General features: G+C 66.4%; 13 protein-coding genes and 1 pseudogene. All 14 read right to left on the reverse strand.

Translation table 11 applies throughout. From position 1 onward, the window contains the following. Nucleotide 1: 1 nt before the first annotated feature. On the reverse strand, nt 2-1,042 hold the full coding sequence (locus tag L1080_RS34065; RefSeq protein ID WP_250776702.1) for an alcohol dehydrogenase catalytic domain-containing protein: 1,041 nt from the start codon (nt 1,040-1,042) through the stop codon (nt 2-4). Continuing rightward, on the reverse strand, nt 1,024-2,427 hold the full coding sequence (locus tag L1080_RS34070; RefSeq protein WP_250776701.1) for an FAD-binding oxidoreductase: 1,404 nt from the start codon (nt 2,425-2,427) through the stop codon (nt 1,024-1,026). The genes L1080_RS34065 and L1080_RS34070 overlap by 19 nt, the downstream gene beginning before the upstream one ends. Further along, the gene (locus tag L1080_RS34075) at nt 2,424-5,951 is read right to left on the reverse strand and encodes an indolepyruvate ferredoxin oxidoreductase family protein (RefSeq protein ID WP_250776700.1); all 3,528 of its coding nucleotides are present in this window, start codon (nt 5,949-5,951) and stop codon (nt 2,424-2,426) included. Before L1080_RS34075 ends, L1080_RS34070 begins: the two co-directional genes overlap by 4 nt. After that, complete coding sequence (locus L1080_RS34080) at nt 5,948-6,919, reverse strand: TIGR03620 family F420-dependent LLM class oxidoreductase (RefSeq protein ID WP_250776699.1); 972 nt, start codon at nt 6,917-6,919, stop codon at nt 5,948-5,950. The genes L1080_RS34075 and L1080_RS34080 overlap by 4 nt, the downstream gene beginning before the upstream one ends. Continuing rightward, a complete protein-coding gene (locus L1080_RS34085) occupies nt 6,916-7,317 on the reverse strand; it encodes a Zn-ribbon domain-containing OB-fold protein (protein ID WP_250776698.1) in 402 nt (133 codons plus the stop codon). Before L1080_RS34085 ends, L1080_RS34080 begins: the two co-directional genes overlap by 4 nt. A gap of 5 nt (nt 7,318-7,322) precedes the next feature. Further along, a complete protein-coding gene (locus tag L1080_RS34090; RefSeq protein ID WP_250776697.1) occupies nt 7,323-8,495 on the reverse strand; it encodes a thiolase family protein in 1,173 nt (390 codons plus the stop codon). Nucleotides 8,496-8,526: 31 nt separating this feature from the next. Further along, the gene (locus L1080_RS34095; RefSeq protein ID WP_250776696.1) at nt 8,527-9,507 is read right to left on the reverse strand and encodes a cyclase family protein; all 981 of its coding nucleotides are present in this window, start codon (nt 9,505-9,507) and stop codon (nt 8,527-8,529) included. Next, complete coding sequence (locus tag L1080_RS34100; RefSeq protein ID WP_250776695.1) at nt 9,504-11,099, reverse strand: class I adenylate-forming enzyme family protein; 1,596 nt, start codon at nt 11,097-11,099, stop codon at nt 9,504-9,506. Before L1080_RS34100 ends, L1080_RS34095 begins: the two co-directional genes overlap by 4 nt. Before the next feature lie 644 nt (nt 11,100-11,743). Beyond that, the gene (locus L1080_RS34105; protein ID WP_250776694.1) at nt 11,744-12,481 is read right to left on the reverse strand and encodes an MmgE/PrpD family protein; all 738 of its coding nucleotides are present in this window, start codon (nt 12,479-12,481) and stop codon (nt 11,744-11,746) included. A 61-nt stretch (nt 12,482-12,542) separates the two neighbouring features. Next, nucleotides 12,543-13,082 (reverse strand): annotated as a pseudogene (locus tag L1080_RS34110) (MmgE/PrpD family protein); the annotation flags it as partial. Next, nucleotides 13,079-14,434 (reverse strand): MFS transporter, encoded by a 1,356-nt coding sequence (locus tag L1080_RS34115; protein WP_250776692.1) that lies wholly within the window; start codon nt 14,432-14,434, stop codon nt 13,079-13,081. The pseudogene L1080_RS34110 and the gene L1080_RS34115, both read right to left, overlap by 4 nt. A 230-nt stretch (nt 14,435-14,664) precedes the next feature. Continuing rightward, nucleotides 14,665-15,291, reverse strand: a complete 627-nt coding sequence (locus L1080_RS34120; RefSeq protein ID WP_250776691.1) for a TetR/AcrR family transcriptional regulator — start codon at nt 15,289-15,291, stop codon at nt 14,665-14,667. Between the two features lie 756 nt (nt 15,292-16,047). Beyond that, nucleotides 16,048-16,380, reverse strand: coding sequence for a hypothetical protein (locus L1080_RS34125; RefSeq protein WP_250776690.1), 333 nt, complete (start codon nt 16,378-16,380; stop codon nt 16,048-16,050). A gap of 14 nt (nt 16,381-16,394) precedes the next feature. Beyond that, nucleotides 16,395-16,754, reverse strand: a complete 360-nt coding sequence (locus L1080_RS34130) for a histone-like nucleoid-structuring protein Lsr2 (protein WP_250776689.1) — start codon at nt 16,752-16,754, stop codon at nt 16,395-16,397. Nucleotides 16,755-17,213: the final 459 nt, after the last annotated feature.

Consider the following 17,213-nt stretch of genomic DNA (forward strand, 5'->3'; position numbering starts at 1 on the left):
GTCACCGTCCTCCTTCCTCGTGCCGCGCAGTTCCGTTGGGCACCAGGACGGCACGGCCGATCACCCGGCGTTCGTCGAGGTCGGTGAAGGCCTGCCCGGCATTTTCGAGCGGGTAGGTCGAAAGGACCGGGCGGACTCGTTTGTCGGCGACCATGTCCATGGCGTCGGCGAATGTCGACATCAGGGTGGAACCCGAACCCGTAATGGTGGCTTCTTTCGCGAAGACGAAAGCGGGATGCACCCGCACCGGCTCGTCGCTGACCTGGCCCGTCAGGACGTAGCGCCCAGCGTGGGCGAGGGCGCGGAAGGCCTGCCGGAACACTGCTGGGTGACCGGTATTGTCGAGCACCACGTGGGCGCCGTGGCCTCCGGTGAGTTCGAGGACGTCGCGCCAGGCGGCCTCTCCCGTCGTCACGACGTGATCGGCGCCGAGGTTTGCAAGTCGCTCGGCCTTACCCGTATCGCCGGTGAGGGCGATGACCTGTGCGCCGAGGGCTGCGGCGACCTGGATTGAGTGAAGACCGAGGCCGCCACCCGCGCCGGTGACCAGGACCGTCTCGCCGGCGTTGAGCCGGGCGATGCGACGCAGCGCCTGTAATCCGGTTCCCACTGCGCACGCCACGACGGCCGCCTCTGGAAGGCTCACTGTTGGCGGCACCTTCAGCAGTGCTGTTTCGTGCAGTACCGCGTAGTCAGCGAATCCACCGTAAACAAATTTTCGGTCGGGGCACCGTAATTCGTTTCCATCCATGCATGGGCGGCACCGGCCGCATGTGCTGAACTGTTTCGCGGCAACACGGTCGCCGACGGTGAACCATCGCACGTCTGGTCCGACCTCGACGACCGTGCCGGCGATTTCGTGTCCGAGTACAGCCGGGATCGGGATCGTCAGCAGGCCCGCTCGGTCGGCCTGGTCGTGCCCGCACACACCGCAGGCGGCGACCTCGACGAGGACCTCGTCGGGGGCGGGGTGTGGTCGCTCGGTATCGGCAACGGTGAGGGTGCCGACGCCGTCCGGTCTGGTCAACACAGCGGCGTGCATGGCGCGATCACCTTTCCGGGGTTGAAGATGCCGTGGGGGTCGAGTGCGCGTTTCACCGCGGACTGCATGGCCAGCACCGGAGCCGACAGCTCGCGTGTGAGTCCGTTGCGTTTCAGCAGTCCCACGCCGTGCTCACCGGTGACGGTGCCGCCCAATGCGATTGCTTCGTCGAGGATGGCCTCGAACGCGGTTTCGGCTCTCGCCCGCGCCTCGGTATCTCCGGCGGGGACGATGAGCATCGGGTGTAGGTTTCCATCGCCGGCGTGTGCAACGTTGGCGATGACGATGTCGTGCTGGAGGCCGATGTTCTCGATCCGGGCGAGCATTTCCGGTACGGCTGCGCGGGGAACGCATACGTCTTCGGTGAGTACGGGGCCGAGTCGTTCGAGGGCCGGGTAGGCCAGTCTGCGCGCCGCGAACAGTGCGTCGGCTTCCTCCTGATCGGACGAGATCGCCGCCCACGTGGCGCCCGCTTCGGTGAAGCAGGCCAACATGGCCTCGGCTTCGAGGTCACCAGCGGATCCCGGCGCATCGGTGCGGCCGAGCAGGACTGCATCGGCCTCGTCGGATAGCCCCATTTTCTTCCAGGAGTCAACCGCTGCCAGGGTGTGGCGGTCGATCAGTTCGAGCGCCGAGGGTGTGAGTCCGGCGGCGCCGATGGCGGCGACCGCGTGACCGGCGGCGGTGAGGGAATCGAAGTAGCCGGCGACGGTGCGTTCGGGTTCGCGTGCGGGGCGCAATCGCAGTGTCACCTCGGTGATGACGCCGAGTGTGCCCTCGGAGCCGACCATGATCCCGGCGAGATCGTATCCGGCGACCCCCTTGGCTGTGCGGCGACCTAGTCGGACCAGATCGCCCGTGCCGGTGACGACCTGCATTCCGAGGACGTAGTCGCGTGTGACTCCGTACTTGACGCAGCAGAGCCCGCCGGCGTTGGTGGCTACGTTGCCCCCGATCGTCGACCATGGGGCACTGGCGGGGTCCGGCGGGTACCACAGCGCCTGCTGCGCGCAGGCCGACCGCAGGGTGTCGTTGATCACGCCGGGCTCAACGACGGCGAGCCTTTCGGTCGGGTCGATCTCCCGGATCGCGGTCATCTGCTCGGTGGACAGGACGAGTGCGCCGTCGACGGCGTTCGCGCCGCCCGACAAGCCGGTTCCCGCACCCCTGGGCACCAGTGGCGTGCGGTATCGCAGGCATGCGCGCACGATCTGCTGAACCTCGTCGGCGGTACGCGGCCGCACTACCGCGACAGGCTGCCCGTGCGGCGCCCAGACCGCCTCGTCACGCACGTAGCCGGCGACGACATCCGGGTCGTCGAGGGTCCGATCGGCTGGCAGGATCCGGCGCAGTTCGTCGACCAGGTCCGCGATCACCGCGCTCACCGCGACACTCCGGTCGCAACGACGGTCACGGCATCGTCGGCTTCACGGAACCGCGCCATCCGCTCCGCGAGTTCGGATCGGTAGTTCTCGACCGTCCGGAGCTTGACGTGCTCGTACCCGCGGACGAGATCCGGCAATTCCGCGATCTTCACCCCGAGGTCATGAGTGTCGGGCCGAATCGCCTGCGCGAGTTCAGCGATGATGCACTCGTATTCGGCGATGAGGCCGCGTTCGAGGCGCCGGATTTCCGCGTAGCCGAACAGGTCGAAGCGGGTGCCGCGCAGGCGCCGGGCGGCGACCAGTCCGCGGAACATCGGTCGGAACCAGGGACCGAGCTCGAGTTTGCGTTCCATGCCCATCGCTCGGAGTGCCGGCGGGTGCAGCCGGTAGGAGATTCGGGCGTCCGCGCCGAACCGGGCGCGGACGGCGGCCTCCTGCCCTGGGTCGAGAGCGAGCCTGGCGACCTCGTACTCGTCCTTGTAGGCCATGAGCTTGTAGAGGTTGCGGGCGACCGCTTCAGTCAGGGCCGTCGCACCCGGCACCGCGGTGGCCTCGGCCTGGCGGACACGTTCGACCTGTTCGAGGTAATGTCGGGCGTAGGCCGCGTTCTGGTAGGAGATCAGGTCTGGTACCCGGATGCGAAGTAGCCGAGCGAGTTCGGTGTCCGGGGCTGTCGCGACGGTCGCCAGGAGGGTGCGCGCGGTGGCGTCGAGCGGCGCCGACTGTTCAGGCTCTCCACGCAGGGCGCGGACCGTGACGGTGAACGCGGTCGGGTCGGCTACGAACTGACGGCCTCGCCGGAAGGCCTGCACGTTGTTCTCGACCTTTGTTCCGTTGAGGGTGATCGCCTCTTCGATCGCGGGGGCGGGGATCGGCAGGGCGCCCAACTGGTAGGCCACCCCGGTGAGCACGAGGTTGGCGTATTGGTCCTCGCCGAACAATGTCTCGGACACGTCGCGGGCGTCGAGGGCGGTCAATGATGGCGCGGCGGTCGCGTCCCGGATGCGGTCGAGTAGAACACCCTCGTCGGGGAATTCCACCGTGGGGTCGGCGACCATCGCTCCAGTGGGCACCTGTGCCGTGGAGATCACGGCGATCGTGCGGCCAGGATCAGTGACCGCGAGGTGTCGGGGATCTGCGGCGACGAGCAGGTCGGCACCGAGGTAGAGGTCGCACTCCCCTGCCGCCGCTTTGTTGGCGTCGGCAGTGCCGATCTTGATGTCGGAGATTACGGCGCCGCCCTTCTGCGCGAGCCCGGTCTGGTCCAGCGACCGGACCGGGAGGTCGGCGATGGTGGCAGCGCTGCCGAGGATTTGGGAGAGCGTGACGACCCCGGATCCACCGACTCCTGTCACACGCACGGTGAACCGCTGCGCGGAGGCCGCCGGCACCGGTTCGGGCAGCTCGGCTGGGATGGGGTCGGCGACGGGCCGTGTCACGCTTGTCTCTCCGGGGACGACGGTGAGGAAGGACGGGCAGTCTCCCGCCAGGCAGGAGTAGTCCTTGTTGCAGGATGATTGATCGATTCGAGTCTTACGGCCGAACTCGGTCGTGACTGGCTGGACGGATAGGCAGTTGGACTTCTCTCCGCAGTCTCCGCAGCCCTCGCAGACTCGCTCGTTGATCATTACTCGTTCGACGGGGTCCGGGGCGAGTCCGCGTTTGCGTTTGCGGCGCAACTCGGTGGCACATTCTTGGTCGTGAATCAGAAGCGTGACGCCTGCGGTTCGAGCGAGTGTCTCCTGCGCCTCGGTGAGCCGGTCACGGTGCCAGACCTGCACGCCCCTGGCGAGTCGGGCACGGCGGAAGCGGCTGGGGGTGTCGGTGGTGACGATGATCCGGCGTACGCCCTCGGCGCGCATTGCTGTAATGATCTGGGGGATCGTCAGGACACCGGTGGGCTGTTGTCCGCCGGTCATCGCAACGGCGGAGTTGTAGAGCAGCTTGTAGGTGATGTTGACCTTGCCCGCCACCGCGGCCCGAATCGCGAGGCTGCCGGAGTGGTGAAAGGTGCCGTCTCCGAGATTTTGCAGTAGGTGCTCGCGTGTGAGAAATGGTGCCATGCCCACCCATTGGGCGCCCTCACCGCCCATCTGTGTGAGCCCGGTGATTTCACCGGTCTGGCCGGGGTCCATCATCAGGACGAGGCTGTGGCAGCCGATCCCTGCGCCGACCAGCGAGCCGTCGGGTGTCTTCGTCGAGGTGTTGTGCGGGCATCCCGAGCAGAAGTAGGGCGTGCGTGTGGCCAGTGGAAGCAGGGTGCGCGGCCGTGCAGGGCGCCGTGCCTGCGCCCAGGCCTCGATGGAGGGGAAGTCGCCGTGTGCGCGGAGCCGGGCGGCGAGGGCACCGGCGATGATGTCCGGGTCCAGCTCACCGTCGGCTGGGATGAGTGCGGTGCCGGCGGGGCCGCGTTTGCCGCTGACCACTGGTGCGTTCGGGCGGCCGTAGAGCAGGTCTTTGAGCGCAGCCTCGATGAAGGAGCGCTTCTCCTCGATGACGATGATTTCTCGTAGGCCTGCAGCGAAGCGGTCGATGATCTCCGGTTCGAGGGGATGCACCATCGCCAGGTGCAGCAGGCGAACCCCGCGGCGGGCCAACTCGGCGTCATCGAGGCCGAGGATGCGCAGCGCTTGGCGCAGATCGTGGAAGGTCTTGCCGGGGGCGATGATTCCGATCCGGTCGTCGGACCCGGAGGCGATGATGGTGTTCAGGCCGTTGGCCGCGGCGTAGCGCCGGGCCAGCTCGAGGCGGGCACCGTCGCGGCTGCGCTCGAGTCTCCCGAGGTCGGGCTGCAGCATCCGTGCGGTCATCTCGTGGGTGAACGGGCGCCCGTCGATGACCGGATCGGGTGCAATCGGGCGGATCCGCTCGGGGTGTACCTGAGCGGTGCCGGTGCCGTCCGCGACGTTGGTGGCGATCTTGAAGCCGACCCAGAGGCCGCAGGCCCGTGACAGCGCGACGGCATGCAGTCCCAGATCGAGTACCTCTTGCGGGTCGGCGGGGTAGAGCGTCGGCAGGCCCAGGTCGGCGAGCAACATCTCCGAGCTGCCGGGCACCGTGGAGGACTTCGCCGACGGGTCGTCCCCGACGAGGGCCAGCGCTCCGCCGGTGGGGTGGGTTCCCATGAGGTTGTTGTGCCGCAGTGCATCGGAGGCCCTGTCGAGGCCTGGGGACTTGCCGTACCAGTAACCGGTGATGCCGTCGACGCGCTTGTCGGCCGACATTGCGGCCAGTTGGGCGCCTTGCACCGCCGTCGCGGCCAGCTCCTCGTTCACGCCGGCCCGGAACACGACGTCGTGCTCGGCGAGCAGATCGGACTGTCGGCCCAACTCGAGGTCGTACCCGCCGAGCGGTGATCCCTCGTAGCCGGATACGAACGCCGCCGTCTTCAGCCCGGTGCGCTGGTCCGATCTGCGGACGTCGATCGGGAGCCGGGCCAGGGCCTGCACACCGGTGAGGTGGATGAGTCCCTCGGTGAGGGTGTAGCGGTCCTCGAGAGTACGACGGGGGGCGGGCTCGGTCATGAGGTAAGTCCTTCGGTCGCGGGACGGGCCGACGTGAGTGGGCGTTTGTCGCGGGCGCGCGTGTGCAGGGATAGAGCGGGTGTCAGTTCGCGGAGCTGGTCGAGGACCCGCGACAGTCTTTGACCTTGCGTGGTCAGGGGGTGGATCGCCACCTGGTCGGCGCCGGCGTCGAGGTGCTCCCCGATGCGGGCGGCGACGGTAGCGGGGTCGCCCCACGCGACCAGCGCGTCGACCAGGCGGTCGCTGCCGTGGCACGCGAGGTCGTCGTCTCCGAACCCGAGGGCGCGCACATGGTTGACGTAATTGCGCAGGGCGAGCCGGGTCGCGACGTGTTCGCGTGCGACGGCGCGTGCCGTCTGAGGGTCCGGATCGACGACCACGGCTTGCTCGGGGACGAGTAGTGGGCCGGGGCCCAGGCGGTCCCGTGCCACCGCCGTGTGTGTCGGTGGGACGAAGAACGAATGCACCCCGCTGGTGCGGTCGCGGGCCAGCTCTTGCATCCGCGGCCGCAGAGCTGCCAGGACTCGGGGCACTGTCGTGGCAGGGCGCGGTCCTCGGTACGGGGCGCAGTCGAGGGCGTCGAGGTAGTCCCTTACGGCAGTGAGGGGTCGGTCGTGGCCGTGGCCGCGTCCCGCCTCGGCGTGGCTTGCGCCCAGGCCCAGCACGAACCGGCCGGGATGCGCCTCACCGAGCGTTTGCGCGGCGGCGTTGGTGGCGGCGGCGTCCCGGGCCCAGATAGAGGCAATTCCGGTAGCCACGGTGATGTGTGAGGTCGCCCCGAGCAACAGCGCGCTGTGCGTGAAAATCTCCTTGTGCACCGGTGATTCACCGACCCACAGCGTTCCGTACCCGAGCTCTTCGATCTCCGCGGCGGCGGCCATGCCGGTCACGGCCGGAGCCTCGGCGAGCGCGGCCAGCCATACTCCCACCGGCCCGATCCGATCCGCGAGCTCCCGCGCCGGGTTCACGAGGGCACCCCAGGCCCGAATTCGGGCAGGGTGACCGAAGCACCGATCTGCCGGAAGGACACCACGACCGGCTCGTCGATCACCGGATCGGTCGGGCCCGTCCAGGTGGTGGTGAGGTTCGGTCCGCTGTCGAGCCGGACCTGGACCACGGTGTAGGGCACGTCATCGCCGGTGAAGTACCGTTTGTGGAACCGCACCCAGCTGTTCACTCGCCCGGTGCCTGGGTCGGTCACCCATCCGACGTCGGCGGTGAAGTCACGGGGGCACACCGGTCCGGGCGGCCAGAACTGCTCACCGCAGCAATGGCATACCGGGATGCGGAGTTCGCCGCGTGCCGCGCCGTCGAGGTGTTCGATGTCCTCGGGGTAGCGCGGGGGTTCGGGTCGTGTGCTGGTCATTGTGGTCACCGGTCCTTGGAGAAGATGAGTGAATCTCCGAATGGCGTGGCCCATTGGACGATTTCGCAGTCTGCGACCTGCCGTGCGCCGGCTTGTCCCCGGAGTTGTCGGGCGGCCTCGATCATGTGCCCCCACCCGCAAATGTGGGCTTCGGAGAGAAGTCCGCCGGCGGTGTTGGTCGGCAGATCACCACCGAGCTCGATGCGACCGTTCTGAAGCCATTCGAGCGCCTCGCCTTCGCCGGTGAACCCGAAGCGTTCCAGGACGAAGACCAGGTTGGGAGAGAATGCGTCGTAGAGCTGCAGTGAGTCGACGTCGCCGGGTCCGGCCAGTCCTGCCATGGCGTAGACGGGGTTGTCCTCGACCCGACGTGTGTCACTCTGGGAGAAGACGCCGAGACCGGGTGGCGCGAAGATGAACTCATCCCTCCCGGCGTGCAAGCCTTGCATGCCGGAGACGACGACCGCGGGCTGGCGGAGGTCGCGTGCCCGTTCGACGGTGGTGACGAGGAGACATCCACCGCCGTCGCTGAGCAACGCGAAGTCCGGGCGCCGCAGCGGTTCGACCACATAGGGCTGTGTGTCGTAGTCCTCACGCTCGAGTGGCTTGGTCATCTGGGCGTTCGGATTCAGCCTGGCGTGCCGCCGGAACGCGATCGGCACCGCGGAGATCAGGCCGGGATCCTGCCCGTAGCGGGCGCAGTACCGGCGGAACGCCATCGCTGCCCCCGCACCGGGTGCCGTCATTCCGTAGTGGGGAAGTTCACCGTGCGACCCCCCTCCCTGGCGCAACCCCTCGGCATCTCCTGCACCGCCCACGAGTCCCAGTCCGGAAAACGACACCCCGGCTAGGCAGGCCGCGACGTCCGTGGTGCCGAGCGCGACCGCCTGGACTGCAGATTGCAGGGTGGGGCCGACGAAGCGGCCGTGGGTCCAGGTCTGCACCGCGGCGCGGATACTCAGGCCGAAGGCTTCGGCCATGCGGTCGTAGTCGACGGCGAGTGGGTAACCGACGTTGGTGAACAGGCCGTCGACGTCCTCGGCTCGCAGGCCTGCATCGTCGAGGGCGAGTCGGAGGGCCTCGGCCGAGAAGTCGAGGGCGCTGCGTTCGGAGACGCGCGACACCTCGGTCATTCCGATCCCGACGATGGCCACCTGGCGTAGGGGCCCGAGTGGCATGGTGAGTGTTCCTTTCCTGGGATGGGTGGTGTCAGACGATCGCGTGGGCGTTGGCCGGACTTCCGACGCCGCGTGGCAGCGGCAGCACCCCGGAGACGAGCAGGAACTCGTAGGACCTGCGGGCTGCGCATACTTCGGCGAGGCGGCGTAGGTGCCACAACTCCCCCAACGGCATTCCCTGCAGGGCGATGAGCCGGCGGTGCAGAAAACCCTTGTCGCGGTTGACGGGGAACACCTCGACTCCGACGTTGTCGACGGCGACCGCTGCGAACTCGTTGTCCCACAGGTAACCGGCCATGTCCCTGCTGGACTCCAGGCCGGGGCAGGCGAATCCGGCGCCGATCGTGCCGCGCATTCGCATCCGCTGCTCGTGGGGTAAGGCCCGATACCACTCGGTCCAGCCTGTTCGGACCACGAGGATGTCGCCGGATTCGAAGGTCGTTCCCTGAGCCGCGGCGGCCTCGTCGAGCATCGCGGCGGTGATCTCTACCGGTTGGTCCATTAGCAACGGGGCGCCGTGGACATCTGAGTGCTGTGCGATGTCGACGAGGACTCCCCGGCCGCCGAAGCCGTGCTCTGCCCAGCGGTCGATGCCGAGCACATCGGTGCTGGTGAGGTCCGACTCCTGTCGGCCGCCCCAGTAGCCGTGCCGACCGGCCTTGATGTGGCGCAATCCATCCCACTGCGACGAGCACTGCAGGTAGAAGTCATCGAGTTTGTCGTCGTGTCCGGCCACGGTGTCGTCGATGATGTGGCGGTAGTGGGCACGCTCGTCGAACAGACCAGGATCCGGTTCGTCCAAGGGGAGTGTCAGAGAGAGCATGTCGCCGGTCCGGACTGTGCGGGTGGCGGAGAGTCGTTGCTCGGGACCGATGAGGTTCAACGTACCGATCTCGTCGTCGCGACCCCAGACGTCCCAGGCGTGGCGCTCGTCGCGGCCGGGCAGGGTGGGCAGCTCGGCGAAATCCGGGGTGCGCCGAACGCGGCCTGCCCGCGCGGTAGTTCGAGTCATCGTGCGGCCTCGAGCATTTCACGCAACTTCAGTTTGCTGACCTTGCCGGTGTCCGTCTGCGGCACCGACCCCGAGTCCATCACCACGAACCGGGCGGGCACCTTGTAGCTCGCGGCGCGGCCCCGGATGTACTCGGTAAGCCCTTGGATGAACCCGTCCTCGTCGGGTACGGAACCGTTCTCGGGGACGACGACGCAGGCCATCTCCTGGTCGCCTTCGGTGGTGGTCAGCCCGATGACATAGGCCTGGTTGATGTCGGTATGGCCGGAGACGATGCCTTCGATCTCGAGGGGCGCTACATTGATGCCCTTGATCTTGAGCATTTCCTTCCAGCGCCCACCGAAGATGAGGCGACCGTCGGTATCGATCGCCCCGAGGTCCCCGGTCCGGAACCACCCATCCTCGGAGTGGGTGCCGGCGTTGACCTCCTCCGAGCCGAGGTAGCCGTCGATCACGCAGCCCCGAATCTCGATTTCGCCGGTAACATCGGGTGGACACTCCACTCCGGTGTTGTCGATGATGCGGATCTGCTGGGTTGGCAATACCGTTCCCTGGGTGTGCAATTTGATATCGAGGGGGTCGTGGGCGTCGGTCATGGTGACGAAGCCATACGACTCCGTCAGTCCGTAGGCGCTGCACGCCTCGGAGATCCCGAGGCCATCGATGGCCAGCCGCTTATCCTCTGCGTTGAATCCCACTGGCCCGGTTCGCAGTGACGATATATCCCTGCGCCCGAAGCTCGGTGCGGCGAGTAAGGCGCGGACCGCCGTCGCGAGACCGTAGAAGACTGTGCAGCGTTCGCGCTCGATGAACTCGAGTGCGGCGTCTCCCTCGACCTTCTCCTGGAGACAGAGGGTCACCCCGTGGGTCAGTGCGACCGGGACGGCATTGCACGCGCCGTACCCGAAGAACAGGGGCATAGCGAGCCACAGCCGGTCACCCGGGCGCAGGTCCATGCATTCACCCATGGCCCGGCCGTTGCGCAGGAGTTTGCCGTGCTCGAGCGGAACGGGTTTCGGCAATGCGGTGCTGCCGCTGGTGAAGAGAATCATGGCGACGTCCTCAGCCGACACAACGTTCGGCGCCGGCACCGGTCCGCGCACTGCGGTGGGAGGGAACGGCTGGGCTGCGGGCCAGAACAGTGCCCCCCGATAGCCGTCGTCGGATCGGCCCGGGTCGAAGATCTTCCCGTGTCCGGCCGCACTGAGTTCGGCGAGGATGTCCTTGCCGAATACGTGCTCGTCGGTCACGATCATCCGCAGTTCCGCGGTGCCGATCAGGTGTGCCATCTCGCTGGACCGGTACCAGGTGTTGATCGGGACTGCCACCAGGCCTGCCCGTTGGGCGCCGAGAACCGCCACCAGCCAGCGCAGCCCGTTGGGCAGCAAGATGCCGACTCGCTCCCCGTGCCGGAGCCCGGCGGCCGCGAAGGCGCCGGCGATCTCGTCGCAGCGCCGAGCCAACTCGGCGAAGGTGACCCGCCCTTCGGGGGCAACCACAGCTTCCCGATCGCCGTAAAGCTCCGCCAGCCGTGTCACGGTCGCCGGGAAGGTGGCGGCCCGGGTGCTGTCGGTTGTCGTCACAGTGGTCATGTCCGTCCTTACATCTTTGAGGGGCCAGCCGTGGGCGGCGTCAGGGCTTGCGCGGGTCGACGATGACGTCCGAGCGAAGCAATCGCTCCGGTCTCGGATCGGCGATTCGATAGACCGGGCACCCTGCCCGGAACCACTACCCGCCTTCTTGTTGTGATCGTGAAATTCGTTGTGGTGCAGTTGATCTATACCGATTGGTCCGATTCGGCGAGGTCGTTACGGGTGCGCTCACGCTTGCTCGCCGCCCCGCCGTGGCGAAACTCGTTACCGAGAGCCGTGGGCAGCGCATCACCGGCATCCCGGGCCGGCTATGCAGCGACGCAGCGGATCTCACCGTGGTGCCGCCTGACGCACTGCCCGCCTTGGGAATGCGGGGCCACCCCTGTACGTGAGGCGACCGGCGGCGGTGAAGTGTCACCCGGTACAGCAATCGATCCGGAGTGTGACTGATAAGTGCATTGCCTTACTCTTTCCTGCCTGGCGCGGTGCATAACCCTCGCCACTAGCTCTCACTCACTTTAGAGACAACACCCTGTCGAGTCAAGCAGCAGTATGTCGACCCGAAGGGGCGAGCCGAAGGCTTCTACGCGCGTTGAAGCACCGGCCGTCCTCCCATTGCGTATACCTCTGTTCGGTAACGCTTTTCAGGACAGAAGAGACGCGAATTCGGCTACATCGCGGCAGCCATCGGGATTCCGGACCGATGCCACCACCGCGGCCACATCGGCGCCCAGCACCTGGGCCGAATAGTCATGAAATTTCCCTGCTACGGCAGTCCCGGCCAAGTTCGTGTCAGGACGACTGGTAGCCGACACGGTCCGGCCCTCTGTCAGCCGAAGCTCCACCCGCGCCATTCTGCGGTCGGGAAAAGCGAGGTCGGCAACCGGATCGACCACCACCCGAAGACGCTGCGCCAACGCCGCGATGCCGGGGTCCAACGGTTCCGAATAACGATGTGGACGGACGGTGCCATCGGTCAGCGCCGCGGCGACCGTAAACTGCAAGCTCATCTGCCGGGAGATCGCTGCTGTCAGGGTTGTCGCGTTGTCGCATCCCGGATATCGCGCCGCGGCACCGGAGGTGTGAATCGTGCCGCCGACTATTGCACCGGAACCGACCCCGTGCTCGGCAAGCTGCCGGGCGGCGTCAATTGCATCCTGGGTGAGCGCACATGAGGGATAGGCCTTGAAAAAAGTTGCCGATACCGCCATCCGGTCCAGCCGAATCTTCGGTTTGTCGACATCGTTTCGGATTCCGCCGAACGCCTGCCGCAGGCCGTACGTGCCCTCCACCGCTGACGTGGCCCCAGTCGCACCCTCGCGGGCCAGCAATGCCGCGACAAGGCCGGCGCGGGCGGCGTTCGCGTTTCTGGAAGAAGACATCCGTGCTGCCGTCCTCGGCCCACTGACAGATGCCTGCAGAGAAGGTGGCAGCCAGCCCGAGGGCGTGAACAGTGTTGATCTTGTCCAGCCTTAACAGGTGGGCGGCCGCTGCGGCAGCGCCGAAGGGACCGAAAACGCTACTGGCCCGCCACCCGCGCGCGATGAACTCGTCAGTCATCATTGTCGCCGCCACCTGAGCAATTGCTTCATACCCGACCACAATCGAATGGAGGACATCGACCATCGATGAGCCGGTCCGTTCCCCGATCGCGAGCGCCGCGGGCACCACGACAGTCCCGGGATGCACACGGCTCTCGGCGTGAGTGTCCTCATGGAGCACCGAATGACTGCCGACAGCATTGGCGAACGCCGCATCCGCTGCTCCCGCTTTGCGGCCGCCGCTCGCCCAGATCGTGCATTCACCGGTATCACCCGCGCCAGCGACCGCCCGGGCCTGCTTCACCCATGGAAGATCCTGTCCGCCATAGGCGCATGCGAGGGCATCGAGCAAACAGGTACCAGCCTGGTCGAGTAGATCGGGGGTCAGCTGTGGCGCCAGGGCATCGAGTTGCTCCGCTAGGTCAGCGAGAAACACGATCACACTCCTTGCTGCGAGCGAGCCGTAGGCGCGCCGTCCGCTGCGGCGACTGCAAGGTCCGGCGCCAAGACTTGCGGACGCTGGCGCCGCACGACCAGAGCAGCGACGAGACTAACCAACGCGCCGAACATCAAGAAGTACGCCGGCGCCCGGTTGTCGCCGGTCAACCGTACGAGGAATTGACTGACGTAGAGCGCAGGGCCGCCGAGGAGCGCTGCAGCGAGCGCGAACCCCACCGCAAAGACCGTGGCCCGGACCCTGGCGGGCACGACCTCGATGTAGGTGGCGGGCGCTACCGAGGTGTACAGCGCCGGCACCACGCCAAGCAACACAGTGAAAAAGACCACCGCGGCAAGGCTCGTCGCGGACGACAGGGCCGCAAAGAGCGGGTAGGCCAGCACTAGCATCGCCGCAGAGAGCCACAGGAGCATCGGCCACCGCCCCCACCGGTCCGACAGGGGTCCGCCCACAGCGACAAGCACTATGGCAACGGCGATGCTGATCACCGTCGCCAAGGTGGCCTGCTTCTGGGTGAAGCCCAGCTGGATGATGTAAGACTGCGCGTAGGTAAATGCAACGTAGTAGCCGATCTGCTGAAACGCCGCGATGCCGAAGACGAGAACGATGAGCCGCCAGTGCTTGGCGAACGACTCCTTGGCGGGTGAGGAGGTGACCGCACCCCGCTGCTCGAGAGCCCGGAATTCCGGTGACTCCTCGAGGGTGGCCCGGATCCACAATCCGATCAGGCCGAGCGGCAAGGCGATCAGGAACGGGATCCGCCATCCCCACGTCTCCATCTGCGCGGGCGTCAGGATCGCATTGAGCAGCAGGACCATCCCCGCGGCCAGCAACAGGCTCGCCACGCTACCGATCTGCACCCGGCTGGTCATCGCCCCCCGCTTGCGCTGCGGGGTGAACTCGGCGGCGTAGGTCATCGCGGTGCCGTACTCCCCACCGGCGGCGAGCCCCTGCAGCAATCGGCACCCCACCAACAAGATTGGCGCCCAGACTCCGACGGATGCGGCCGTCGGCAGCAGGCCGATAGCCGTTGTCGCAAGCGCCATCAGGACCAAGGTCGCCACCAGGGAAGGCCGGCGCCCGATCCGGTCGGCGATCGACCCGAACAACAGCGAACCAAGGGGTCGTACCACGAATGCCACACCGAACACCGCGAACGCCGACAACAGGGCGACGCCCGGCTGGGAATCCGGAAAGAACAACTTCGCAAGGACGATAGTCAAGAAGCCGTAGACCGCGTAGTCGTAGGTCTCGATGGTGTTCCCGATGGCAGCGGCGAATGTCACGCGCCGCATCAGCGCCGGAGGCGGCGTGGCCGAGTTGGAAATCGAGGACATCTGAAGCTCCCAAGTCGTCGCAGACGGCTAGGGCATACCGGTGGCAGATGATGCCCTTCCCTGGCGGCGTGTCGATCCCATCGACGAACGCAGGCAGAGCCCGGTCTGCAGGCCACAACCGTCCGACCTGATCTGACACCCGACACGAAATGCGCGAGTGACTCAGGTCTCATCAGAGACTAAGGGCGACAGGGTGTCGAGTCAAGCGTCAACCTGACGCCTGACATGCATTACTTCAGACCTAGAGCATCCCTCCACAGACTCGCCACGACGTCGAGCAGCGCTTCCCTCTCCATGATGAGGACCTTCTGCACGATGGCCCGGAAACAGAGTTGGTCGAGCTGCACCATGAGCAGCTCGACACGCAACCGCTGCTTCTCGCGACGGTCTTCGGGGAACGCGGCGAGGTACTCGTTCAACTCGCCCGCCAGCTCGTCGAGCTGATACTTCCACCGGGCAGCCACGTCGAGATCGCTAGCCATCGCTTCGTGAATCGCAGGCAAGAGGGGCGATTGGTCTTCCCACCAGACAAGCGCGAGGTCGAGCCACTCGCGGACCGCCGCCTCAGTGCCGCGCACCAGCGCTTCACCAAGAAGCGACCAGTAACGGACACTCTGCTGGCGCCGGACAACTTCGTACACCTCGATGAAAACTTCGGCCTTTTTTGCGAAATGCAGATAGAAGGTCGCCCTGTTGACCTGTGCCGCCTTAGCAATGTCCCCAATGGACGCCTGTCCGTACCCATGCTCTTCAAAGACTTGCCGTGCGGCCACCACGATCCGCTGACGCGTCATCCGTCGCTGCTGCTCACGCACGGGCAATAAATCAGTCGACTCACTCGACACCATGTCGTCCATACGCTGAATAATAGGCGGGTTGGACCGTAGACGAACACTCCGAGGTTGACCGGTCGTATGTCCATTTTGACCTGGCGGGTCCGAACACACACAGAGCATGAGGAAAGCAGTCATGGCGCCCGACTACGGACAGACGTCACCGAATCCGACGAGACGGACAGATCTCTCGAACAGCAGACGACCCGTCGGAAAGAATCCCAGGACCCCGTCGTGGACGTCGAGGACACCCCACCGCCGACTCCTTCGAGCTGCCCGGCACCAACCTGCCCCACAATGAACTCACCGTCACCCTCATCCGAACTGCGCCGGACAAACTAATTCACCTGCACCACTTGCTTCCTGGTCCATCACCGCAGTCACCCCACCGATGGCTAGCATCGGGTCTGCCGGGACTGCGCCTGAGAAGCCGTCGAGGAGGGTCTCGACACGATCCTGCGCCTATCCCAGGTTGGCGAGAGTGCCTGTGGCATCGATGGTTATCGTCCGGTGGTGTGGCCCATTAACCCGGGATGACGGCGTGTTCGTCTTTCCCCTGTCGGCACCGATACCGCACCCCCGCCGAGTCGGAGTGCCGACCAGATATTCGTGCAAGTGATGCCGGAGTCTCGGTAGTCACGCCAGGCGCATCCGGCCAGTAAGCCGTTCTGGTTGATCGCCGCCAACCCGGCCTGGGGGTCGAGGACCGCGACCGTGATGTCCTCACCCTCTTCCTGCCCGTTTGCGCAGCAGCTTGCTGCGTAGATCTCCGTTTCGGCGCTACCAGTCCGCGGAGGTCGCGGCGATCTCGCGGGCACGTGTCGGCCATCCCGGATCAGTGGCCAATGTGTGGATGACCTCGGCCATGTAGGGATGGTGGCCGGCGACGTCCAGGCGGACCAGGAGCCCGGTGATGCGTGACGGTCGCGCGGGCCAGCGCCCGCCCGTGGTTTCCACCAGGGCGGCAAGCACGGTCGCGGCCTCGGTGTCGTCGAGTTCGACTGGTTCCCCGGTCATCCCGCGCAGGCCCCGGCTACCGATGGTCAGCCAGTGGGCACTCGCGGCCGTCCTGATCGACGCCCGGTACCAGGGATTACGCAGCGACCGCCTCATCTTCCCCGGGCTTTCTAGTGGGCGTCGCGGAACGCCTGCTCGACCTCGGCGGGGATCCGGCCGCGGGAAGAGATGTCGTAACCCTGCTCGGCCGCCCACGCCCGGAACTCTTTGACTTCCCCGCGCCGCCGCCCCGGAACGTCGCCAACGACGGGAACGACGGGGCGGTCGGAGCGGCGTTTGCGGCCACCGGTGCGCGTGGCGTAGTCGATGAAGTACCCGATCTGCTTGTGGAACTTGTTGGCGTGCTTGTCTTTCAGGTCGATTTCGTAGTCCACCCCGTTGACGGAAAAGGTGATGTTCTCCCCTTCTCCGTCACCGAAGATGGTGCCGTCGATGTCGTCGACGAGTTCGACTATTACCTTGCGCGCCACAGTTCCCCGATCTCATGTTTTCTTTCACAGCAGGACCGAACCCTACTGGCGGTCGCGCTTCACCGGGGGAACAGGTCCTGGGAGTGTCATTTCCGTAGGGCAGAGCATGGCTATCGGGTGTGCACGGTGGGGCCGAGCCCGAGGTGGAGGGGTGGGCACAGCGCAATGGAGGGCAGGGATATGGGGCCTCGGGTCCCCATACAGGAAAGTGCATATAGGGGAACGCACCGAGTAGCTGGCAATGTAGCTCCACCTGATGGGTGTTCACCGTCCCGGAATCGCACGTCGACATGGCACCGATCGCGAAGTACTGCAGTGCGCATCCACTCGGAACAGGCGGTGGTGTGTGCGGGTGCCGCGGTCAGGGAGAGGTCCGCGGCCGCCGTGGTCGCGATAAGGGCCGGGCGCAGAAACCGGGACATGGGATCCTCCGGTGGTGCGGGCCCGACCCACACACAT

It is taken from the genome of Rhodococcus sp. MSC1_016 (assembly GCF_023667485.2).
GTDB classification, from domain to species: Bacteria; Actinomycetota; Actinomycetes; order Mycobacteriales; family Mycobacteriaceae; genus Rhodococcus_F; species Rhodococcus_F oxybenzonivorans.